The organism is Fischerella muscicola PCC 7414 (genome assembly GCF_000317205.1).
Lineage (GTDB): Bacteria > Cyanobacteriota > Cyanobacteriia > Cyanobacteriales > Nostocaceae > Fischerella > Fischerella muscicola.
Map to the genome: position 1 here is coordinate 123,293 of NZ_AJLK01000087.1, position 24,058 is coordinate 147,350.

Below are 24,058 nucleotides of genomic sequence, written 5' to 3' on the forward strand. Positions count from 1 at the left end.
ATAAGTGCAAACTAAATAAAATATTCTCTTGTCAGAGTTATATATGCAATAGTAACTGTAGGGGATAATTATAAATCCTGGACAGAAACTAGAGTTTGTCACCTCAACTTTGAGGAATTGGTGGGGGATGGGGTGATGGTTCTCCCCACCTTCCCATCTATGAAAGTAGGGAAGTGATCACAAATACGAGCGAAATTTTTGCCTGAACCTTTGGAGAGTAAAATGCTGGAATCATACCGCCAACATGTTGCTGAACGCGCTGCTTTAGGAATTCCCCCGCTACCTTTAGATGCAAAGCAAACATCAGAATTGTGTGAATTACTGAAAAATCCGCCTGCGGGAGAAGAAGCGGAAAGTCCGAGCGGAGGTTTCCTCCGATCGGAGCTTTCCAAGAGAGAAACATTATTACATTTATTGCGCGATCGCGTTCCTCCCGGAGTCGATCCAGCAGCTTACGTCAAAGCCGGATTTCTCACTGCTATTGCCAAAGAAGAAATCACCAGTCCCCTGATTTCACCAATCGCAGCAGTACAATTGCTGGGAACAATGGTCGGTGGTTATAATGTTCAATCTTTAATCGAACTGCTGCAAACTGCCACTGTATCCTTCTCAGATTCTTCCGAAACACCTTTAGTCATGGGAGGAGAAGGCAAAGAACCGATCGCAGCCTATGCCGCCGCCGCTTTAAGCAAAACCCTGTTAGTGTACGATGCTTTCAACGATATCTTGGAATTATCCAAAGTCAACCCCTTTGCCAAACGGGTAATTGATTCTTGGAAAGAGGCAGAGTGGTTTACTAGTCGTCCCGAAGTACCCGAAGCCATCACTGTTACTGTCTTCAAAGTTCCTGGCGAAACCAACACCGACGACTTATCCCCCGCTACCCAAGCCACAACCCGCCCGGATATTCCTTTACACGCCTTAGCAATGCTAGAATCGCGGATGCCTGGGGCGTTGGATACCATCGCCGAATTGAAGAAAAAAGGATACCCGGTTGCCTACGTGGGAGATGTTGTAGGTACTGGTTCCTCTCGCAAATCAGCCATTAACTCAGTATTGTGGCACATTGGTAATGATATTCCCTATGTTCCCAATAAGCGATCGGGTGGATATGTTTTAGGTGGTACGATCGCCCCTATCTTCTTCAATACAGCTGAAGATGCTGGTGCTTTCCCCATCCAGTGCGATGTCAGCAAGATGGAAACAGGGATGGTGATTACTATCCACCCTTACAAAGGTGAAATCACTAACGAAGCAGGGGAAGTAATTTCTACATTTACCCTCAAACCTGATACTATTTTGGATGAAGTGCGTGCAGGCGGACGCATTCCTCTATTAATTGGACGCACTCTCACCGATAAAACCAGACTTGCCTTAGGTTTAGAACCTAGTCCCATTTTCACCCGTCCGCAACAACCTGCTGACACTGGTAAAGGCTACACCCTCGCCCAAAAAATAGTAGGTAAAGCCTGTGGTTTACCCGGTGTCCGTCCCGGTACTTATTGTGAACCGATGATGACTACTGTTGGTTCCCAAGATACCACCGGGCCAATGACGCGGGATGAATTGAAAGAACTCGCTTGTCTAGGTTTCAGTGCAGATTTAGTAATGCAGAGTTTCTGCCATACCGCCGCCTATCCTAAACCAGTTGATATTAAAACTCAACACGAACTACCGGACTTTTTCGCTTCTCGTGGTGGCGTCGCTTTGCGTCCTGGTGATGGAATCATTCACTCCTGGTTAAACCGGATGTTACTTCCTGATACCGTGGGAACTGGCGGTGACTCTCACACTCGCTTCCCCTTGGGTATTTCCTTCCCTGCTGGTTCCGGGTTAGTGGCCTTTGCCGGGGCGTTGGGTGTAATGCCTCTGGATATGCCAGAATCAGTTTTGGTACGTTTCAAAGGGGAATTGCAACCGGGTGTGACTCTGCGGGATATTGTTAACGCTATTCCTTACGTAGCCATTCAAAAAGGTTTGCTGACAGTAGAGAAGCAGAACAAGAAAAATGTCTTTGCTGGGCGGATAATGGAGATCGAAGGCTTGCCAGATTTGAAAGTTGAGCAGGCTTTTGAACTTACCGATGCTACAGCCGAACGTTCCTGTGCTGGTTGCACGATTAAACTGAGTATTGAGACAGTTTCGGAATATCTGCGTTCTAATGTTGCTTTGTTGAAAAATATGGTAGCGCGCGGTTATGGCGATGCTAAAACTATCCTACGCCGCGTTGCCAAAATGGAAGAATGGTTGGCGAACCCTGTGTTAATGGAAGCAGATCCTGATGCTGAGTATACCGAAATTCTCGAAATTGATTTGAACGAAATCAAAGAACCAATTGTGGCAGCACCAAATGATCCTGATAATGTGAAATTATTGTCAGAAGTTGCAGGCGATCGCGTAGATGAAGTATTCGTTGGTTCTTGCATGACGAATATCGGTCATTACCGCGCTACTGCCAAAGTTTTGGAAGGTGCAGGCGCAGTCAAAACCCGTTTGTGGATTTGTCCACCAACCCGCATGGATGAACACCAATTAAAAGAAGAAGGTGTGTATGGTGTTTTTGGTGCGGCGGGTGCGCGGATGGAGTTACCTGGTTGCAGCTTGTGCATGGGGAACCAAGCGCGGGTTGCTGATGGTGCAACGGTGTTTTCTACCTCTACCCGCAACTTCAACAACCGCATGGGTAAGGATGCAAGAGTGTATCTTGGTTCAGCGGAATTAGCAGCAGTTTGTGCGTTGTTAGGGCGTGTTCCTACAGTGCAGGAATACATGGACATTGTGGCGACTAAGATTCATCCTTTTGCTGGGGAATTGTATCGTTATTTGAACTTTGATCAAATTGCTGGTTTTGAGGATGAAGGTAGGGTAATTTCGTTGGAAGATATGCCTAAGATTGAGGATATTTTGGGTATTCCGGCTGGGACGTTGCGTACTCCATAATTAAAGTTAGGGTGGGCATTGCCCACTCTATATGAGTATAATTATACTGATATAGTAAGTATAATTATTTAAGATAATGAACAATCAAATCAATAATGATAAAACAGTTCATTCTCATGCTGAAATCGTAATCACGTCGGATACTGACAAACTTTCTTCAGTTGAAAAAGACAATTTGATTCATTTGTTCAGAATAGCAAGTCATCTAGCAGCAGAAACTCCTCACGAAATTGAGGGAATTAAACGCAATAGTAAAAACTTGACTGTTTAACGTTCTGTAGAAGTGGCTATTTTTGCCTAGTTTCAAAAGTTACCGACCGCACCCTCATCTCCAAAAATGCGATCGCCTAAAGCTTTAAAATTGAAAATGTCACCCACAATTCGCGCTATGCTCATGAAGTCTCTGCAAGACTACACTATCGTTACTCGCCCTGATGACAATGGCACTTTTGTTGCCTACGTCCCAGCAATTCCTGGGTGTCACGCTTGGGGACAAACATCTGATGAGGCTCGTGCTGAACTTGTCTATGTTTTTGAAATGATTCAAGAAGAATACGCAGAGCAAGGACGTTCTCTACCTGGAGATGTTGAACTGGTAATTGCCAATGCCAGCTAAAGCAAGTGAATTGGAACGAGTTGCTCGCAAGCTCGGATTTGAGAAGGTACGACAGAAGGGAAGCCATGCTCGTTGGCAACATCCAGATGGACGAGCCACTACTATTCCCATTCATGGAAAAGCTGAAATTGGTAGTTGGTTATTTCATGAAATTCTCAAACAGTTAGGTATTACAGAGGATGAGTTTAACGAACTGCCGTAAATAGCGCGATCGCACCCCCTATTCCCTGACAAGTGTGATCGCACCCTCCACGTTCAATACCTTAAAATAAAAATGAAAGGCCTTTGCTAAACAGGAAACTATGTGAGACAAGTCATTATTTACCCTGGTGAAGACGGTTATTGGGTAGCAGAATGCTCTAGCTTAAGAGGTTGTATCAGCCAAGGAAAGACTAGAGAAGAAGCTGTTACCAATATTAAAGAAGCTATTCAACTATATATAGAAGTTTTGCAGGAAAAGGGGCAGCCTGTTCCAGAAGAAAAGTTTGATGTTCTACTGGTAGCAGTATGAGCAAATTGCCTCGGATTTCTGGTAAAGAATGTGTCAAAGCATTGGAAAAAGTAGGCTTCAATTTCTTGCGACACTGACGCTCGTAAAATTGCTGATGAGCGCGCTCACCCTGGCATGAGGAGACAGATTACGTAGAAGCTGTAAATGTCCCTCAGCATCAGAGCGACTCCGGAATCTCCCCACAATCACCCGTTGCATGTTGGGAAGTCAACGAGCGATCGCACTCTCACATTAACAAGTGCGATCGCTCTTTGATGAACACAAGCAATTATTTTATTTGCTGTAAATATGACTGATTTGGTGATATTGAGGGATTTATGCTACCAAAGATTTTTGAATAAATCTGGCATAATTTTTGAGATAAGTAACCTAATGTTGGGGTAATCGCTAAAGGTAACAAAAAGCTAAAAAGAATAGTTAATCGCACCTCTATTTTGAGAAGTGCGATCGCTTTGCCATAACTTTAGTTCAAACTTTCATCAACTTGACAATCAAACATAACCACAAAGTTATCTTCAGGTGATATCTGGCGCAAACGCTGCATGTGTCCATCGGCGTCAGAGCGACTGCGGAAGCGAGCGATTATCTGACGCTGCGTATCAGGGAGTAAACGGGCAATTACCCACGAGTTTAGGCGATTTTTGTAGGCAACAGTCTGGGTACTGGTCTTAGGCTCGTTGTATTGTGTATTTTGTGTCATGATTAAGTTATCGATAATGTGTTTGACAATAAATTTCATGCCATTTATCATATAATGAAACGTTCTAGTGAAATGGCAGCGCAGGCTCAAACAAGCTTCCACAAGCATGATTTATTCATGTTGTGGAATTTTTAACAATTGCAAGCAAAAATTAATATGGGAGAAGAAATAGCAATTTCTCTAAAAAATATCTCCAAGTGCTTTAAATGCTATATTCATCCTGTCGATAGGCTCAAAGAAAAATTTTTACCTGGTAGCAGTAGAGCGAATGAATTTTGGGCATTAAGAGATATCAATTTAGAGATTCCAAAGGGTGAAACAGTAGGAATTGTTGGTAAAAATGGTTCTGGAAAAAGTACCTTATTACAAATTATTGCTGGGATTTTAACACCAACTACTGGTGAAGTGATAGTAAATGGTCGTGTGTCGGCATTATTAGAGTTAGGAAGTGGATTTAACCCAGAATTTACTGGTAGACAAAATATCTTTTTTAATGGCAGATTATTAGGGTTAAGCCAAAAAGAAATTGAAGATAGATTTGAAGCAATAGCTAGTTTTGCTGATATTGGAGATTTTATTGATCAACCAGTCAAAACTTATTCGAGTGGCATGTTTGTCCGCTTGGCGTTTGCGGTAGCAGTAAATGTTGATCCAGAAATTTTAATTGTTGATGAAGCACTAGCAGTAGGAGATATAGTATTTCAACATCGCTGTATGCGCCGGATGCGAAGTTTGATGGACTCTGGAGTTACAACATTATTTGTATCTCATGACTCTGGGGCAGTAAAAACATTGTGTAATTCAGCAGTAATGATTCATCAAGGTAAAATTTACTTTTCAGGAATACCTAATGCTGTAATTATTAATTATATGAAGCTGGTTACAGAAACAGAGTTAGGAATAGAATCCACAAAAGAAAATTCACCTAAAAAACAACAAATTAATCAGCAAAAGTTAGTAACAACCCAGCCTGCTCGTAGAGGTAATCGTAAAGCATTAATCAAAAACGTTCGGTTACTTAATCAACTAGGAGAAGAATTAACAGAAACACCTACTCTAGGATTTAATGAACAAGTTACTTTAATTCTTGAACTTCATATTTATGAAGAATTACAAGCATGTATAGTTGGGTTTTTTATCTGTGATAAAAATGGTAATGAATTAATTGGTAGTAACACTTTTGAGGAGAATCATCCGATTGGGAAATTAGAGCCAGGAGAGCAGTTAAAGATAGAATTTAAATTTCATCTGCCATTACGTCCAGGCTCTTATAGCTTAACTGTAGCAGGTGCAGAAAACTATACAGCAATGACATTTGATTGGATTGACAATGCAATGGTTTTTCAAGTGCTTCCCCCTGATACAGGTAAACGCATTCATGCTTTAGTAGATATGCCTATAAGTGTCCAGGTATCACCGCAAAAATTAACAGCAATCAGAAAATAAAAAGTATATTTTTATGTTTACGAAATTGGAGAAAGACTATCCTTTATTACCAAATATCACAATAGAAGATTTAGATGAAAATAGTAGTTTAAAAAAAATGCTCCGTTGGGTAGGAGAAAATAAGCATGTAATTGATTTCGGCTGTGCTACAGGTTATTTTGCTCGATTGCTTAGTAGTAAAGGTTGCCAAGTCACAGGCATTGAAATCAATGCAAAAGCTGCTAAAATAGCCGAGCAATATTGTGAAAAAGTTATTGTTGCGGATTTAGATTTTGTTAACTTAAAAGATATTTTAACAGAAACAAGATTTGATATAGCTGTATTTGGAGATATTTTAGAACATTTACGAAACCCTTGGAAAGTATTAGAAGAAACTAGGGAAATATTACAGCCAGGAGGATACGTAATAGCTTCTATTCCTAACATTGCTCATGGAGCGATCCGTTTAGCTTTATTACAAGGAAAGTTTGAATATACAGAACTTGGTATTTTAGACAATACACATTTAAGATTTTTTACCCGTCAAACTGTTACAGAATTATTCGAGCGTTCTGGATATTTTGTTGATACTTGTGAACAAATAAAGTTACCAATTTTTTCTGGTTCTGAATGGATACCTCATATAGATAAAAATCAGGTTGATATTAATGTCATTAATGCGATTGAACAAGACGAAGATGCAGATACATTGCAGTTTGTCCTACGAGCATTTCCTTTAAGCTTAGAGGGGAAATATTCATCTTTATATCAACAATATTCTCTATTATCTGAAGAATATAATAATTGCCAAAATCAGCTTAAAGAAATGTATGCCGAGTTGAAGCGATCGCACCTTGCTTTAGAAGAAAAAGAAGTTCAGCTAGAAAAAACTCAAACACAATTAGAAGAAGTACAAAACCAACTGCAACAAGCACAATCTCACTTACAAGAAATTCAGCAACAATGGCAAATTATACAAACTCAGTTACAGCAAGCTCATACAGCCTGGGAAGATTGCCAAAACATTATAAAAGGTATGGAAAGTAGTAAATTTTGGAAACTTCGTCAAGTTTGGTTTCAACTCAAAAAAGCTTTTATTTCATCAAGATAAACTCAGCTATGATTAAGACAGAACAACAATCTCAATTGCTATTACAACAAGCTAAACTCAACTCACGACACTCAGAATTATTGGCAAATCAAACAGAATTAAATACTAAGTATTTACAACAAAATCTGGTATTAGAGCATCATAAAATTAAGTCGGGAAAAAACTTTTATATATCAACGCGATTAGAACCAAAACCAATCAAAATAAAAGATACGAATTTAACTATAGATGAAAAAAGATTATTATATATATCTCGTTTAAAATCAGCACAGTTGTGTGAAAAAATGGGTTATCCACCCTGGAATTTAAAATCAAATTCTGCATATGAACTGTGCGATAATCCATCTGTATCAGTGATAATTACACTGTATAACTACTCAGAATATATTTGTGAATGCTTAGAAAGTGTTTCTCAGACAGATATCAGTAATATACCAGGAGGTATTGAAGTATTAGTTATTGACGATTGTTCGACAGATAATTCAGCTAATTTAGTCTTAAAATATTTGCAAAAATCTCAATTACCAATCTGTTTAGTTAGCAAATGGTTTAATACTGGCTTAGCAGATGCTAGAAACGTAGGATTGAAATTAGCTCGTTCTCCCTATGTTTTTATATTAGATGCTGATAACTGGATTTATCCGAATTGCTTATCTGTGCTTTTTGAGAATATTCAATCTTCTCGATATGCTGCGGTTTATGGTGAAATTCAAAAATTTGATAATCAAACAAAACAAGAAATGAATCGGATTTCTTGCTATGAGTGGGATATACATAAGTTAGTGAAACAGCCATATATAGATGCTATGGCTATGTTTGATAAAAATATATTACTAAAACTCGGTGGATATTCTACAGAGTTAATTGAATACGGCTGGTTTGGATGGGATGACTATGATCTCTGGCTCAAAATAGCACAATCAAACTACTCATGTAAACTTATACCCAAAGTACTCAGTTGTTATAGAGTACATGCTGAGTCAATGATTAATACCACTAACAAATATTCACTTAATATAGCTAAATATTTTTGTCATAAATTTGTCAAATTAGCTAATAAATATCATGCATCAGATATGTTGTTTGGTTTTCCTAAAAGTGAAATTTATCTTGAACTAAATCTCTGTTCTCAGCAAACTCAAAATAATTTCATCCTCCAAGAACTGCAATCTGCTTATGCTCAAATTGCAACTATGAAATCAAGTAAGTTTTGGAAATTAAGAAATCAGTGGTTAAAATTGAAAAAGCTTTTAGGTTTAGCGAAAGATGCTGAAATTTTTTAGATGTTGCTTCAATACTTCTATAAGTTTAGAAATTAACCTGTAATTAAAGACAATTCAGTTAAGGCTAGCATATTTTGTAATTTCAATGTCACACTATAAAGTAGCAGCTTACATAACAGCTTATCAAGAAATAGCAGCACTGAATAAAACTATCATAGCCATCACAAAACAGTCATATCCAATTGAAAAAATTTTAATAATTGATAATTCTCAAAATCAAATCATCACTGATAATAGCTATGAGAAGATTATTGTAGATTTTCATCCTGAAAATATTGGTGTTGCTGGAGGATTAAAAATTGCCGTTGGCTGGGCGATCCAACAAGGTTATGATTTTCTTTGGTTGTTTGATCAAGATAGTGAACCTAATTCTGATGTTTTAGAAAAACTGTTAGCTTATTACCAATGCTTATCTAAAGATAAAAATATAGGAATTATTGCTCCAGCAATATTTGATATTAATACAAAGCAAGAATTTCCAGGCTGTGTATTTCAAGATTATAAGCTTGTGCCTTTTCCTGGAGCTGCTACCATCCAGAGTTTCTATCAATGTGATGCTGTCATTACTTCTGGTTCTCTCATAAATATTAATGCAGCTAAATGTATTGAACTACCAAGAGCAGATTTATTTTTAGATGCGGTAGATTATGCTTACTGTATGAACTTCCGGAATCATGGATATGAAATAATTGTTGTCAAAAGTCTAATGATGAAACATCGTATAGGAAATTACTCTCTAGTCAAAGATAGATTTAAAAAACATATAAATACATTCAGCACTTTTATTTGTTCTCCCTCTCGCTATTACTATGCTTGTAGAAATCATACGTTTTTGGAAACAAGGCTTGTAGCAAAAATTAAGTTGTATCGCTCTATAGCGTACAGGATAAAATTTTTAATCATGATGATGCAGAGAATTATTCGTTACGAAGCAGATTTAGTATTATTGAAACTATGGGCTTGTATCGTGGGAACTTTTGATGGTTTTCGTGGCAAATTGGGTAAAACTTGGTAAACAATCTGTGTTCATCTGTGTTCATCTGTGTTCGTTTTTCTCTACCCAACTCCATTGTCAACCTACCATATCTTTTATTAATCGACCACCGATGCACACCGATGCACACAGATGGATGATTCGTGTGGATTGAGTTTTTTTTTCGTCTATCGCTTCTTTACAAAATACTTAAGTGCTGACTATCAACTCAAGTTATGAAACTGTCTGTAAAATCAATACAGCGATCGCACTTAATCCGTCACCAAACTCAGGAATCAAAAATAGCATCATTAAAGCAAACAATCCAAAGTAGGTATATTGCAGTGGTTTTAAACTTGGGAATATCTCGCTGAAGATATAGAAACCGTCCAAAGGTGGAATAGGTAAGAGATTAAACAAAAACAGCATCAAGTTGATGTGTGCTGCCATGTAAAAGAATTGAAAACTTAAAAACTCTGCATAGGTATAATTAGCAAGTAGTTTTAGCAGTGCGATGCATATAAAAGCTAAACCTAAATTGCACAATGAGCCTGCTACGGATACTAAAATATTACCTATTCTTTGTGAACGAAAATTAGAAGCATTTATTGGCATTTTCCCCCAAGTAATACCAGCTACACACAGAAAGATAATTGATTCCCATCCCATGTGTACTAGAGGATTAAGAGTGATATGTCCTTGTTTACGGGGAGTGTCGTCTCCTTGACTCAAAGCAACTAAACCATGAGCAAGTTCGTGTAAACTAATTGAGATGATGACAATGATCACCACTCTCAAAAATACTATTGGGCTAACAATTAGTGTTTCAATAAACATAGTTCAAAGCAGCTATTGATTAGCTTGTTTTTGAGAGTCTAAATTAGTAGGGTTAATATTAATTAATGGCAAGCTGCCATTACCACCCATGACTGTGGGGAAATGTCCGTCCCATTTTTCTATTGCTTGCTTTTGCAGCAACTCTGGAGTTAAAGTTAGTCTTAATAATTTTTGTGCTTCTGCTTGACCTTTAGCACGGTTAATGTCTGCTTGTGCTTCTTGGGTTGCTTTTTTCGCAATAAATTCTGCCTGTTTAGCTTCTTGTTCAGCTATTTGTTTAGCTTCAATCGCCCGACTAAACTCTGGAGAAAAAGCAAAATCGACTAAAGATACATCATCAACAATTACACCATAAGCAGCAAGACGAGTTTTTAAATCATTATCAATTTCTTGTTTTAATTCTGTTCTCTTGGTGATGATTTCTTCTGCTGTTTTTTTAGCAGTAGCTGCTTTCAAAACTTCAGAAACTGCGGGAGTCATAATTCCCAAAACAATTTGTTCATTATCTCCAACTTTTTGGAAAACTTTATTTATCCGTGTTGGATCTATATGCCAATTGACAGCAAGTTCGGTTGTAACTTTTTGCAAATCACGAGAAGCAGCATCAGCTTTAAAACTATTTTTAGCAACTCTAACATTCAATTTTCTTACAGATGTGATTACTGGCATAATTGGGTGGATACCTTCATCTAATACCCTGTCTTGAACTTTGCCAAATTGCATGACAACACCCCTTTCTCCGGCGTTTACAATCGTAAAGGGGCGAAAAATAAATGCCAAGATTAATACCATCACTCCTCCACCCAAATAAAAACCAAATGGAAAGTTTCTTTCTATGTTTCTTCTAGTGCTATGCATACTTGTATTATTCCCAGTAAAGTATATTGAAATAAGGGGAAATATTGAGTCAATGAGTAGTACAGTACTCACAACACACATCGCTTAATTTATGTGTCTAACTACTAATCTAGTAAAAATAAATTCGCTATCTGATCTTTAACAAAAAGTTACAATATTTCTAACATTAATGAATGATATTGTTAGATACACAATTTCCTTTAGTGATTTCGGAAAAATCATTTTCTACCGGGTAGTAGTCATTCACCACCCAGAAAATTAGATATGAAAATTAGTCAACGTCATGCTTGGACTTTGAGTGTAGAGGAAGCGATCGCTATTCAAGAACAAATGCAGACTGAAGTAATTACCTCAGATCAACTCCAGCAACCTGTACAATATGTTGCTGGTGTCGATATGGGTTTTGAAGCTGATGGTACTATTAGCAGAGCAGCAGTAGCAGTGCTAAGTTTTCCAGAATTGGAATTACAAGAAACGAGCTTAGCACGTCGTCCCACATCTTTTCCCTACATTCCTGGCTTCCTTTCATTTCGGGAAATACCTGCTGTCTTAGATGCCTTAGAAAAGATAAAAATTACACCAGATTTAATTTTATGTGATGGTCAAGGAATAGCCCATCCTCGACGATTTGGTATAGCTTGCCATTTGGGCATTATCGTAGATATACCTACAATTGGTGTAGCAAAATCATTACTTGTTGGTAAACATCAAGAACTACCAGACACACGAGGTAGTTGGCAACCCTTAACACATAAAGGTGAAATAGTCGGGGCTGTCTTGCGAACCCGTGTCGGAGTCAAGCCTGTATATGTTTCTAGTGGACATCGCATTAGTCTACCTACAGCAATTGACTACGTACTACGCTGCACACCAAAATATCGCTTACCAGAGACTACACGAATTGCTGACAAACTGGCAAGCGATCGCTAAGCACAAAATTCCACAAACTCGTAAATACTCCGCGAACCTTTGCGCTACCTTTGCGTCCCTCTGCGTTTACAAACACCATAATTTTACGCAAAGCAACACTAATACCATTTCATGTTAATCACGGTACATTAAATCCTGTAGAGACGTGCCATGGCACGTCTCTACAACTATCAAAATAAATTACTTTCTAAAGTTTCATCTAAATATGTTGTAATTAGTTGCTTGCACCTGCCTTATCGTGTTAGGAATCGCACAGGGAGGAATTGTATATAAGATATAAGTTTTGGGGGGAGAACAATGAACGTACTAACTTTACAGTGGCAAGACGCCGGTCAAATAAAAATTCAGAAAATTCACGAAAAACAGCCAAGTAAAAATCCTGGCACTATCCGTATTGGTCGCGATCCAGTCCGGTGTGATATTGTGTTGAGTCATCCTACAGTGTCAGGCTTACACGTAGAAATCTTTTTTAACGCCCAGCAGCAGCGTTTTTTGATGAAAAATTTGCGTGAACAAAATCCTCCCCTTGTAGATGGACAGAAACTCGTTCAAGGTGAAATGCCTCTGAGTGAAGGCAGCATTATTTACTTAGGACAACAACTACTCAAAGTAACAGAAGTTTCTGTTCCAGGAGGTAGCACCGTACCACCAACCATTTTGACACCACCACAACCACAAGCTACCAATCCTCCACCAGTACCAGTAGCACAACCACAGGCACATCCCAATTATCACCAACCTACACCACCCCGGCAACCACAACCACAAGCAGCACATCATCCCGTCACTCCCGCTGTGCAACAGCAACCACAACCACAAGGCGTTTATGGTTTGCAATGTCCCAGATGTAAAAAACTTTCTTCGTATAAAGACTTGCTACTAGGCTGTCAGCACTGTGGTCATTCTTTACAAGATGCCCTCAGCGTCTTAGTACCACCGAGTCATTAGGGGCTTGCAAATAACAAGGAGACAAAGGAGACAGGGGAGAAAATAAACATAACTACTAAATTAATAACAACCATTACATAAGCTATATTTACTTAACTTACCAGTAGAAATACTTATGAATAACGGTTCTTTAGAAATTCAATTACTCTGGCAAGATCCAGTTACAGGAGAAAGACGAGAACCAAGGTTGAGAGTACCTATTGCCTTCGGTAGAGAATTTGCCCGGATGCCTGCCGAACTTAGAGGACAACCAGTAGCCCGGATGCTATTAAATCATGACCAAGTTTCTCGCTTCCATGCCTTGATTGAATGGGAACAAAACCAACTAGTGGTGACAGATCAAGGCAGCGTCAATGGTATCTATGTTAACGGTCAACGCCAGACACGGTCTGTAATCAACAGTGGCGATATTTTACAAATAGGCCCTTACGTCATTTCTTTAACCTTTGCCGCCTCTGTTCCAGCTAGTCCTCCTATTCCTTCCCCGCCAACCCCCAGTGGGAATTCTGTCATTATCTTCAACCCCAACACCAACCTCCCAGATCCTACTTTAGCTCCCCAAGTGGTAACACCACTAGGTAGCAATTTTCCACCACCAGTCTTTCAGCAGGAACTTGTCTCTGTTCAAGCACTTCATGCTACGGGTATGCCTGTAGATGAAACTTACTATTTAGCTGTGGGAGCAGGATTAGGTAGTTTTATCTGGGTAGATTTACTAAGATTGTGTGGTGTTAAAACTGACAAAATAGCGGCACTGGGTATAGATAAAGAACCCTATGCCCGTTACAAACTTCTGTGTATGAATTCCCAAATTCCTTTACACGAAAGATTGCGTTCTAATTCTGACTCTTGTCCTGACAATATTTGGGGTTGGCCTAGCTATGCCTTGCGAGAAGCTTGGCATGACTTTGGCAAAGGCAGAATTGATCAGTCTATCAAACATCTATGGAAGGTTTTTGCTGAACCTACTTTTGCTGAAACCTATACTCCCCGTGCAGGTAATGTATTTGATTCCATCGACCGGGAGGCAAGACGTATCGGTTGGGACAAAATTTATCGGTTTGGACGAGTCTTGGCAATTCGCAAAACAGATGATGGCAGGTATTGCGTAGCCTATTCTCGTGGGCGTGGGAACCATGCCTTTTTTGTCAGCCGTTATTTGCATTTGGCGACTGGTTATCCAGCGTTGCAATTTCTTCCCCATTTACAAGCTTATCGGGAAAGATACAAAGACTTTAAGTCGGTTGTGAATGCTTATGAAGACCACAACCACATCTACGAACTGTTAGAACGTCAGGGTGGTAGAGTCTTAATTCAAGGACGAGGAATTGTTGCTTCTCGAATTGTGCAACGCATCTATGAGGCACGTAAGAGAAACCCGAATATTTCTATTTTGCATTTAATGCGATCGCCAAAACCCCAAGGTAATAAATACGGTACTTCCCAGCGCACTGTTAAACATCATATCGAGTTGCAACCATTTAACTGGCCCAAAGCTTGTTGGGGTGGAGAACTACGAGAAGTCCTAGAAAAAGCCAGCCCAGAGCAGCGTAAAGAATTAATATCTAACAAAGTATGGGGTGGAACTACAACTGCTGACCGCCTAGACTGGCAGTTTATCACAGAGGTTGGACTAAGAGAAGGCTGGTATAAAATTCAGTTTGCTGTCGTTACCAGAGTTGAACAGGACGCACAAAAACATATCGTTGCTTATATTCAAGACAAAGACTTTGGTGAAATTCAACTCCCTGCCGTTAATTTTATTATTGATGCTACTGGTCTTGATGCCAAAGTTAAAGAAAGCCCATTACTCAAAGATTTAGTTGAACATTATCACTTACCACTCAATCCTGTGGGACGTTTGAGTGTAGCTAACGACTTTGAGTTAGTAGAAATGCGTAACGCTCAAGGTAAAGTTTATGCCGCAGGAGCAATTACTTTCGGCGGACCCTACGCAGCAGTTGACAGTTTCCTTGGCTTGCAATACGCCTGCCTACGTGCTGTAGATGGTCTAGCCGCCGCCCGCGCCCCCGGTGTGCATAGTCTCAACCCCATCAGTTCCCTTGGGCAATGGTTAAAGTGGGTGTTTAATCAATCGCCTTAGTGGGGGATCGGGGATTGGGGAGACAAGGAAGACAAGGGAGATGAATAACTATAACTAATAATCAATGACAAATGACCACCACCAACCAACAACTAACCACTAACAATTGACCCTTGACCATTGACAATTGACCATTGACCATTACCAATTTCCGTATCTTCTTCTATGGTTTATGAATTTATTGTAAAGAGAGTCAGTAGTAGAATACTGGGCAGGTCAATTTTAAAGTTTCATTAATCCCATCTAGAACGGCAAGACAGTTGCTATTGTCTTGTGTAAAAACTGTGTAAAAAGAAGTCATTGGCAGAAAATCAGATACTCTGAAATGGTGTAGAAATGTATAGAATTTTGTAAAGATATAAAATATAGTTTTTTCAAATGCAGTTATTTTTAACACCTTCTTCCATGCAGCTGTCTACTCGACCAACCAAAAGTCAACCTTTAAAGATTGTCGCACTGGGGGACAGTTTAGTATATGGATTTGGTGATCCAGAGGGAGGTGGCTGGGTTGAACGACTCCGGCGACAGTGGATGTCACCTGACAGTGCTGGTCACATCATCTATAATTTGGGCGTACGGGGCGATCGCGTCCAACAAGTTGCCCAAAGACTAGAAGTAGAGTTTCGGCATCGTGGCGAACTACGCAATCAAGTTCCAGATTTAATCGTTCTCTCAGTTGGTGTCAATGATTCTGCCCGCTTAGGTCGTCCAAATGGACGCAACTATACAGACTTTGCAGCTTTTCAGTTACAAATAACTTTCCTACTAGAAATGGCCCAGCAATTGTGTCCTGTATTATTTGTAGGTATGACACCAGTTGATGAGTCCAAAATGCCATTTCTGGACTGCTTGTATTACAATCATGCCGATCAGTATCGCTACAAAGAAGCAACTCGAATTGCTTGTCTACAAAGAGGAATTCCCTATCTTGACATTTTCCACAAATGGATGGAACGCGGTGAACAGTGGTGGTCAAAACGTCTGAGTCATGACGGTCTTCACCCTAATACCTCAGGTTATCAAGCTTTATTGGCAGATGTCACTAATTGGGAAGCGATCGCAACTTTTCAACATAAATCCTATTCTCCAGCCTCAAACAAAGATACTATCTGAAATAAGATCAAAAATTCTTACTTTTGAATTTTGAATTTTAAACTTTGTATTCTGCAAATATAACCAATCATTGCTTGATCTTATAACAAAACAGATTTATTTGTGGAATCAATCCAAAATCCAAAATTCCCAAAAAAGCAGATTGAACCTAAGGATCAATCCAAAATCCAAAATCCAAAATCCAAAATCCAAAATCCAAAATCCCATGACTCCTACTTTATTAGGCCGCTGGCAAACTCGATTATTATTATTAGCAACTGTAGGTATATTCGTCTCCATACCCTTTGCCCTAGGTTTTATTGGTTTTCAACCTGGCATCATTTATTTTTGGATAATTGCCTACGTCGCCATTTTTGGAATTCTTTGGGATATAGTGTATGACCAAATTCAAAAAAGACGTTGGGATAGAGACTGGCCAGCACTATATCAACTACTAGCTGGTGTTTGGGAATTTATATTTGTAGTTTGTGGTGTCAAATTTATTGGTTTTTTACCAACACCTGTTCCAAAAGAGGAATTACCACTTTTCCTAATAATTTTACATTACGGTATGGTTTGGTTAGCCGTTTTTATTGCTTCCCAATCAATTATGCGAATTTTATTTCCTCGGTGGCGTTTTAATGGAGGACAATGGCTTTAATTTTCAGTTAACAGTTATCAGTTTTTCTTAAATCCTTATGATTTGCCATCATAGGGATTTTATTTTTATTTATTCTACAACTTTAAATCATCATTGCTTAAAAATTGAATTATATCAAGTCCGGCTAATTGCTTACGATATAAAACTTGGGTATTGAGCATTGGAAAATCGTCAGTGTCTTAATTACCAATTACCCATTACCGATAAATAATAGTTCAGCAAATATACCCTTGCAAGTATAGTTAAACACATAATAAAATCTAGAAAAATTTAGGTCGTGTCAAATTGTTGCAATTTAAGTGAATTAAAACTTAGCAAAAACAATATTTTTTATCAAACCAAGCTTCTATGATACATGCAACTTCCAGTATCAAAAATTCAGTACAAACAACCGAAGGTTTAGTAATTTGGCTAACAGGACTTAGTGCTTCTGGTAAAACAACAATTGCTCAAGGATTAGAACGCAAACTCAGAGAACGCAGTCAGTTGGTTGAAGTTTTAGATGGTGATGCAATTAGAAAAAACTTGTCAAAAGGTTTGAGTTTTAGTAGAGAAGACCGTAACGTCAACGTCCGTCGTATTGGCTTTATTGCAAATTTACTCAGCCGTAATGGAGTCATAGCAATTGTTGCTGCCATTAGCCCTTATCGCGATGCTAGAGAACAACTGCGACAGACTACGAAAAACTTTGTAGAAGTTTATGTCAATGCACCTTTAGCAATTTGTGAAGCACGAGATATTAAAGGACTTTATGCAATGGCTAGAGTTGGAGAAATTAAAGCTTTTACAGGAGTCGATGACCCGTACGAAGAACCCCTCAATCCTGATATTGTTTGCTATACCGCAGAAGAAACAATAGAAGATAGCATTGCTAAACTAATAGCTTATCTGGAACAGCGAAATTATATTCCAGCTAAGCCCCTATTGGAATACAGTATTTAGGTAGAAGACGCACAGAGTAAGAGACAAGGGAGAGAGGGGAGTGTGGGGAGACGGGGAAGACAAGGGAGAAATTCTTCCTTGTCCCCATGTCCTCCTTGTCCCCCATGTCCTCCTTCCCTTGTCTCCCTGTCAGCAAGAATTTAGCCGTGTATTCAAAACAGGATGTATGAAAAATGCAACAACGTGGTGTGACCGTATGGTTTACGGAGCTAAGCAGTGCTGGCAAAACCACAGTCAGTCGAGTAGTTGCTAGCGAGTTGCGATCGCTTGGTTATAAGATTGAAATTTTAGATGGTGATTTAACGTGATCTCGACGGCGAGAAAGAGGCAAAAAGCTTGCTATGTATTAATTTGGTCAACAGTGAATCGTTCAGGCGATCGCTACGATAGATTGAGAATCGGTAAAAAAGTGACAAAAAAAGCCGAAAGTAAAAATATCTAAGAAAAATCAAGGTCAGGGCTTAGTCTATTATTGTATCTCGGCTTGATATTACGCAAATTTTCTGTGACGTAGATGACTTCTGTAATCAATGGGAAAGTAGGTGGCAACAAGTGCCACAATTACCATCGGTAACAGGAGAACGGCGCAGTAAATCAAGGATGCAGCTACTACTATACATAAACTTGTTTCCAAGTATACAAATGTATTTATCAAAAGAAAAATAGCTGATTTCTTGGCTTACGTATGGATTTTGCCAAAGTCGGCTTGTAGATGAATAAGCTACTCCTCCACAAAGGAATCTGATGTCGAATTTTGAACTTGTTTTAAAGCTACTGCTGCAATTAACAGTTATTTTAGCCATTTGTCGCATCGTCACTATTCTGGGAAAACGCTTTCTCGGACAAACAGATGTAGTGTGCGAAATGATTGCAGGCGTGATGTTAGGGCCGTCGCTATTTGGGGCGATCGCACCTGGATTACAGCAATGGCTGTTTCCTAAAGCACCACTGATATTAGCCACAGGTGCAAAAATTCCCAACCCCTCAATGTCAATTTTGTTTGCCATTAGTCAGATTGGACTGGCAATTTATATGTTTTTAATTGGGTTGGAGTTTAATACTAAACTGTTAAAACACAACGCCAAAAGTGCAGGACTGCTTTCCTGTGCTGGAATTATCACTCCATTCATTTTAGGCGCGCTTGGATCTGTTTTGATATACCATAACGATGACTTTTTTCCAAAACAGGTAGCGCCTTGGGCAGCAGCTTTGTTTTTAGGCGCGTCTATGACGATTACAGCATTCCCTATGTTAGCTCGCATCATTTATGAACGGGGACTTGCCAAAACTCGTCTAGGAACGTTGGCATTGGGTGCAGCTTCAATTGATGATGGAGTTGCTTGGTGTTTACTGGCAATTGTACTTGCTAGTGTGAAAAATTCAATCTTCATTGCAGCTTTAGCTATTGGTGGTGGCATTGGTTACGTATTATTCATGGTTTTTTTTGGACGACCAATATTCAGAGTTTTTACACTTTGGACTAAGCGAGATGGAGGCCTAAGCAGACAAACTCTGACTATACTGTTAATCGTTTTGATGTTCATTTCGTGGTTTACCGACTTAACAGGTATTTATGCAATTTTCGGTGCATTTATTGCTGGAGTAGTCATGCCACGCGGAGAATTTGCTCTACTAGTTCGCGATCGCATGGAGAGTTTCACGACTTCGTTTTTATTGCCAATATTTTTTGTATACTCTGGCTTGAACACTCAGATCGGATTAGTAAATACACCTTATTTATGGGTAGTCACAGCTTTAATATTAGCGATCGCGATTTTTGGTAAAGGTGTCGCCTGTATGCTTGCAGTCAAATTTGCAGGAGAAAATTGGCGCGAGTCTGCAACAATTGGCACTTTGATGAATGCACGCGGTTTGATGGAGTTAATTATTCTCAATGTTGGTTTAGAGCAGGGGATTATTGCCCCAACATTATTTACCATTATGGTTATCATGGCTGTCGTTACTACGTTGATGGCATCACCATTAGTCAACGTGTTGTTGCAAGGTACAGTATACGAACAACCATTAGTTCAAAAAGTACCAAATGTATAATTGAGTTTTGTTGTTTGTTGGTTGTTGGTTGTTGTTTGTTGGTTGTTGGTTGTTGGTTAGTAGAACTAATAAACAATAAACAATCACTAACAAACAACACATTCAAGTTTCTTTATAAAAAAATATATTCCTTCTGCCCTCTGCCTCTTGCCCTCTACCTTTCTTTGTAATAACAATTAACATCAGACCTGAATAATAATTGCAGTTGTGTGAGCTATAAAGGTTGACATCTTCAAGCGATTTACAGAATCATCTAAGGGACACCGGATAGTCGCTTGTGAGGAAACTATGCACACAGTTGTTCTCGTTTTAATTGAGGTGCTGATTGTAATTGGACTGTCTCGGCTAGTAGGATTGGCATTCCGGTGGATTAACCAACCATTAGTCATCGGAGAGATTGTAGCAGGAATTATGCTCGGCCCCTCTCTATTTGGTTTGGTTGCTCCAGGGCTATCAGCTACCTTGTTTCCTCCTGAAACAGTTCCTTTTTTGAATGTTCTGTCTCAGGTCGGCTTAATATTTTTCATGTTTCTCATCGGGCTGGAGTTAAATCCCAAATACCTCAGTGGTAATTTGGAAATAGCAGTTTTGACCTCACATGTCAGTATTTTAGTACCGTTTTCCTTGGGAACTCTGCTAGCGTTACTCCTCTATCCATTGATTTCTAACGCCAGTGTTTCTTTTACCGCCTTTGCCTTATTTTTGGGAGCAGCGATGTCAATTACTGCTTTTCCGGTATTGGCGCGAATTATTACAGAAAATAATCTCCAAGGAACACGCTTGGGAACATTGGCATTGACTTGTGCTGCTGTAGATGATGTTACCGCTTGGTGCGTTTTGGCAGTAGCGATCGCAGTGGCACGCACAGGTAGCATTGCTGGTGCTTTTCCTACCATCGTTGAAAGCTTGATTTACATAGGCATAATGGTGACATTGGGGCGGAATTTTCTCTCTCGCCTTGCTACCTACTATCGCCGCACTGGACGCCTCAACCAATTAGTTTTAGCGTTAATTTATGCTGGGGTAGTTGCTTCCGCACTGATTACAGAACTCATTGGTATTCACTTGATTTTTGGGGCATTTTTACTAGGGGCAATCATGCCTAAGAATGCTGGTTTGGTCAGAGAATTAGCACTGAAAACAGAAGATTTTGTCTTGATTTTTCTATTGCCAGTGTTTTTTGCCTACAGTGGTCTGAGGACGCAAATAGGTCTGCTTAACAGTCCGGAATTATGGTTATTATGTGGACTGGTGTTAATAGTAGCGATCGCAGGTAAGTATGTAGGCACATATGTAGCAGCTAGAGTCAGTAGCATTAACAAGCGAGAAGCCTCCGCACTCGGTTGGTTAATGAATACTCGCGGTTTGACTGAGCTAATAGTACTCAATATTGGTTTGGAGTTAGGAGTAATTTCACCTTTGCTCTTTACCATGTTGGTGATCATGGCCTTAGTGACTACATTTATGACCTCACCACTATTAGAGTGGACTTACCCGAAAAAACTCATCAAATTAAATGTAGTAGAATCAGAACCAGAAAGCGAAACAGTTATTGGTGGTGAGATTCCTGGTCGTCCTTACAGAGTTTTAGTACCAGTAGCTAACCCAGATAGCCAAAAAGGTTTAGTGCAATTAGCAGTAGCGATCGCAGTTAATTTTCAACAACCTGCTATTGTTAATCCCCTCAGTTTAATTGAATTACAAGAAGATTATGCCTATGAAAGTACACCAGTTGAGGCAAATAGGTTAATTCAAGAGCGACGTCAACTCTTAGATGAATTGATTCAACGTTTAGAACCACCAGCAGCGCGTTCTTATGTTCATCCTATAGTTCGTGTCTCCAATAACGTTGCACGGGAAACTATACAGATAGCTGCACTCGAACAAGCAGATTTAGTGATTGTCGGATGGCATCGTCCAGCTTTTAGCAATAATCGCTTGGGTGGGCGAGTTGGTCAAATTCTCACAACTGCCCCAGTTGATGTTGCAGTATTTATTGATCGAGGTGAAGAACGTTTAGAAAGTTTGTTAGTACCCTATTCTGGTAATATCCATGATGATTTGGCACTCATCCTGGCTTTGAGACTACTGGTAAATCGTGACACTTGCCATTTGCAGGTGTTACAGGTGCTATCAGCTCATCAGGTCAAAGACGAATTAAGTTATGAACTGCAAACTTTAATGGAACAATTGCCTCGTAGTGTGAGCGATCGCGTTACCATCAACACAATCTCAGCCACAGAGCCTATCTCAGTTGTAGTTGCAGCCTCCCAAGGCGTTGACCTCACAATTGCAGGCGCTAGCCGAACCTGGGGTATTGAACGCCAAACATTAGGAAGATATACAGATGAGCTAGCGATTGAGTGTCGTTCCTCGCTACTAATTACCCGTCGTTACAGTAAAGTTATTTCTCATCTCACCTCTGTTCTTGCTGAGGTTAAGCCAGAAGTTACGACTTAGAAATGATGAATGGTGAATGATGAAGCTTCTCATAATTCATCATTCATAATTTACCTGAGATTATTATTTGTATGAATCATTTTAATTTTAAATCCCTATCTTTTTATGGTGTAGCGATATGTTCAGTCTTGATATTGTTTAAAATTGTAACAAATTATGGAGAAAATAAATTAAAAGCCCCTCTCCCTCTAAAACAAAGCTATCGTTTAATATTTGGAGAAAAATTACCTGATTGTAATCAACCAGACATAGCCATCTTGAATATTAATCAATCAGGAGTTTACTTAAATGGATCTTTATTACCAACAAATATTAATGCTCAACAAACATCTACTACAGAACAATACCCTACTTTCAGTGGCAGATACAAAAATAAAAATATAAGTTTATCGGGTCAAGTTCTTAACTCTGTCATTTGCAATAATACAAATTCAGAAAATGGAAAAGATTATAAAACAGTCAACATACAAATGTATATAGAAAAGCAAGATAATTTAATCGGTAAAATGACAGTAGACGGTATGAACAAAGCAATTAAATTTAGTGCAATACCAAACCAAAAACAAGAAACTTCAGTAAACTCAAACAAACATTAAAATTTTACTAAAGAAAGGCAGAGGAGCCACTGCGCCCTTGGGGGTTCCAAGAGTTGTAGCACGTGGCGTCACCTGGCGTGGCAGAAGCCAGAAAGCAGAAGGCAGAAAATATTTTAAACTGTAATAATGAGCAAACTAGTGGTGTGACCGGGTTAAAATAGTGCATTAATAAACAGTATGAGGCAAGAGAGAACACAGAGTATAGAAGAAGAGATTTTTGTAGAAAATTAGCTCGGTCGCGCTACTACTATTGCTTGAGTTTTTGGTATAAAACAATGAAAGAACAATTAAAAAACAAGCTGTTATTTAAAATTAGTTTGTTTAGCCTATATACAGCATTTGCTCTTGAAGCTGGTATTAGTAGTGCTGTACCTGTATCAAAATTAGAAGATTGGCGTTTTGATCCACAAGCATTACAGCTAGAAATTACTCTCTCTGCACCCTCTCAACCACGCTACTTCTTTCTTTCTCAACCTTCTCGCATTGTGGTAGATTTACCAAGTACTAAATTGGGTTATGTTTCCACTCAACAAAATTTTTCTGGAGCGATAAAAAGCATTCGTGTCTCGCAATTAAATGCAGATGTGACTCGTATTGTTATGGACTTGATGCCAGGCACTTTTATAAACCCTAACCAGGTACAACTACAACCTCTTTCTCCACAAAATCCTACACATTGGGTTCTACGCCCTGTTACGGCTAGTAACAATACATATTCAACACCCACAAACATTTTTCCTTCATATCAACAGACACCAAATGCAGGTTTATACAGCCCACCTCCACCTTCTCAAAATCAGCCTTTCACAGCCACAAATTACTACAACCAACAATCAACAATCAACAATCAACAATTACCAGCCACAAATTACTACAACCAACAACCAACAATCAACAATCAACAATTACCAGCCACAAATTACTACAACCAACAATCAACAATCAACAATCAACAATTACCAGCCACAAATTACTACAACCAACAATCAACAATCAACAATCAACAATTACCAGCCACA

General features: G+C 39.1%; 23 protein-coding genes and 1 pseudogene. 21 read left to right on the top strand and 3 right to left on the bottom strand.

The genetic code is table 11. The features are described 5' to 3' along the window. Positions 1-222 precede the first annotated feature (222 nt). From acnB to UYI_RS0113700, 5 genes are all read left to right on the top strand, one after another. Positions 223-2,940 (top strand): bifunctional aconitate hydratase 2/2-methylisocitrate dehydratase, encoded by a 2,718-nt coding sequence (acnB, locus tag UYI_RS0113675; RefSeq protein ID WP_016867220.1) that lies wholly within the window; start codon positions 223-225, stop codon positions 2,938-2,940. A 76-nt stretch (positions 2,941-3,016) separates the two neighbouring features. Further along, positions 3,017-3,211, top strand: a complete 195-nt coding sequence (locus tag UYI_RS37650) for a hypothetical protein (protein ID WP_016867221.1) — start codon at positions 3,017-3,019, stop codon at positions 3,209-3,211. 123 nt (positions 3,212-3,334) lie between these two features. Further along, complete coding sequence (locus UYI_RS0113690) at positions 3,335-3,556, top strand: type II toxin-antitoxin system HicB family antitoxin (protein ID WP_016867223.1); 222 nt, start codon at positions 3,335-3,337, stop codon at positions 3,554-3,556. Further along, positions 3,546-3,758 (top strand): type II toxin-antitoxin system HicA family toxin, encoded by a 213-nt coding sequence (locus tag UYI_RS0113695; RefSeq protein ID WP_016867224.1) that lies wholly within the window; start codon positions 3,546-3,548, stop codon positions 3,756-3,758. Before UYI_RS0113690 ends, UYI_RS0113695 begins: the two co-directional genes overlap by 11 nt. A gap of 102 nt (positions 3,759-3,860) precedes the next feature. After that, entirely contained in the window at positions 3,861-4,067 is a 207-nt protein-coding gene (locus tag UYI_RS0113700; RefSeq protein ID WP_016867225.1) for a type II toxin-antitoxin system HicB family antitoxin, read from the top strand. 463 nt (positions 4,068-4,530) lie between these two features. On the opposite strand, the gene UYI_RS0113705 is transcribed toward UYI_RS0113700, so the two are convergent. Beyond that, positions 4,531-4,767 (bottom strand): hypothetical protein, encoded by a 237-nt coding sequence (locus UYI_RS0113705; RefSeq protein ID WP_026085941.1) that lies wholly within the window; start codon positions 4,765-4,767, stop codon positions 4,531-4,533. Between the two features lie 156 nt (positions 4,768-4,923). Here UYI_RS0113705 and UYI_RS0113710 point away from each other — a divergent pair, with 156 nt between their 5' ends. The 4 genes from UYI_RS0113710 (at position 4,924) to UYI_RS0113725 (ending at position 9,601) form a co-directional block, all read left to right on the top strand. After that, entirely contained in the window at positions 4,924-6,213 is a 1,290-nt protein-coding gene (locus UYI_RS0113710; protein WP_016867227.1) for an ABC transporter ATP-binding protein, read from the top strand. A 13-nt stretch (positions 6,214-6,226) separates the two neighbouring features. Further along, on the top strand, positions 6,227-7,303 hold the full coding sequence (locus tag UYI_RS0113715) for a class I SAM-dependent methyltransferase (RefSeq protein WP_016867228.1): 1,077 nt from the start codon (positions 6,227-6,229) through the stop codon (positions 7,301-7,303). Positions 7,304-7,311: 8 nt separating this feature from the next. Beyond that, the gene (locus UYI_RS0113720; RefSeq protein ID WP_016867229.1) at positions 7,312-8,586 is read left to right on the top strand and encodes a glycosyltransferase family 2 protein; all 1,275 of its coding nucleotides are present in this window, start codon (positions 7,312-7,314) and stop codon (positions 8,584-8,586) included. Between the two features lie 85 nt (positions 8,587-8,671). Beyond that, positions 8,672-9,601, top strand: a complete 930-nt coding sequence (locus UYI_RS0113725; RefSeq protein WP_016867230.1) for a glycosyltransferase family 2 protein — start codon at positions 8,672-8,674, stop codon at positions 9,599-9,601. 192 nt (positions 9,602-9,793) lie between these two features. Here the strand turns inward: UYI_RS0113725 and UYI_RS0113730 are convergent, their stop codons facing one another. Both UYI_RS0113730 and UYI_RS0113735 read right to left on the bottom strand, forming a co-directional pair. After that, the gene (locus UYI_RS0113730) at positions 9,794-10,396 is read right to left on the bottom strand and encodes a site-2 protease family protein (protein ID WP_016867231.1); all 603 of its coding nucleotides are present in this window, start codon (positions 10,394-10,396) and stop codon (positions 9,794-9,796) included. A 12-nt stretch (positions 10,397-10,408) separates the two neighbouring features. After that, a complete protein-coding gene (locus UYI_RS0113735; RefSeq protein ID WP_016867232.1) occupies positions 10,409-11,254 on the bottom strand; it encodes a prohibitin family protein in 846 nt (281 codons plus the stop codon). A 264-nt stretch (positions 11,255-11,518) separates the two neighbouring features. Between UYI_RS0113735 and nfi the strand changes: the two genes are divergently transcribed. The 12 genes and pseudogenes from nfi to UYI_RS32580 all read left to right on the top strand — a co-directional run. Then, a complete protein-coding gene (nfi, locus tag UYI_RS0113740; RefSeq protein ID WP_016867233.1) occupies positions 11,519-12,184 on the top strand; it encodes a deoxyribonuclease V in 666 nt (221 codons plus the stop codon). 297 nt (positions 12,185-12,481) lie between these two features. Further along, positions 12,482-13,132: an FHA domain-containing protein gene (locus tag UYI_RS0113745; RefSeq protein WP_016867234.1), complete on the top strand. Its 651-nt coding sequence runs from the start codon at positions 12,482-12,484 to the stop codon at positions 13,130-13,132. 115 nt (positions 13,133-13,247) lie between these two features. Beyond that, complete coding sequence (locus UYI_RS0113750) at positions 13,248-15,236, top strand: FHA domain-containing protein (RefSeq protein WP_016867235.1); 1,989 nt, start codon at positions 13,248-13,250, stop codon at positions 15,234-15,236. Positions 15,237-15,614: 378 nt separating this feature from the next. Further along, a complete protein-coding gene (locus tag UYI_RS0113755; protein WP_035138548.1) occupies positions 15,615-16,349 on the top strand; it encodes a GDSL-type esterase/lipase family protein in 735 nt (244 codons plus the stop codon). A 205-nt stretch (positions 16,350-16,554) separates the two neighbouring features. Continuing rightward, a complete protein-coding gene (locus tag UYI_RS0113760; RefSeq protein WP_026085942.1) occupies positions 16,555-16,989 on the top strand; it encodes a hypothetical protein in 435 nt (144 codons plus the stop codon). A gap of 348 nt (positions 16,990-17,337) precedes the next feature. After that, positions 17,338-17,931 (top strand): adenylyl-sulfate kinase, encoded by a 594-nt coding sequence (cysC, locus tag UYI_RS0113765; protein ID WP_016867238.1) that lies wholly within the window; start codon positions 17,338-17,340, stop codon positions 17,929-17,931. A gap of 173 nt (positions 17,932-18,104) precedes the next feature. Further along, the gene (locus UYI_RS0113770; protein ID WP_016867239.1) at positions 18,105-18,239 is read left to right on the top strand and encodes an adenylyl-sulfate kinase; all 135 of its coding nucleotides are present in this window, start codon (positions 18,105-18,107) and stop codon (positions 18,237-18,239) included. 160 nt (positions 18,240-18,399) lie between these two features. Continuing rightward, a pseudogene (locus tag UYI_RS40365) lies at positions 18,400-18,540 on the top strand (IS982 family transposase); the annotation flags it as partial. 135 nt (positions 18,541-18,675) lie between these two features. After that, on the top strand, positions 18,676-19,983 hold the full coding sequence (locus tag UYI_RS0113775; RefSeq protein WP_016867240.1) for a cation:proton antiporter: 1,308 nt from the start codon (positions 18,676-18,678) through the stop codon (positions 19,981-19,983). 288 nt (positions 19,984-20,271) lie between these two features. Continuing rightward, positions 20,272-22,443 (top strand): cation:proton antiporter, encoded by a 2,172-nt coding sequence (locus UYI_RS0113780; protein ID WP_016867241.1) that lies wholly within the window; start codon positions 20,272-20,274, stop codon positions 22,441-22,443. Positions 22,444-22,514: 71 nt separating this feature from the next. Then, positions 22,515-23,039, top strand: a complete 525-nt coding sequence (locus tag UYI_RS0113785; protein ID WP_016867242.1) for a hypothetical protein — start codon at positions 22,515-22,517, stop codon at positions 23,037-23,039. 275 nt (positions 23,040-23,314) lie between these two features. After that, a partial coding sequence (locus UYI_RS32580; RefSeq protein WP_016867243.1) for an AMIN domain-containing protein occupies positions 23,315-24,058 on the top strand: 744 nt, incomplete at its 3' end.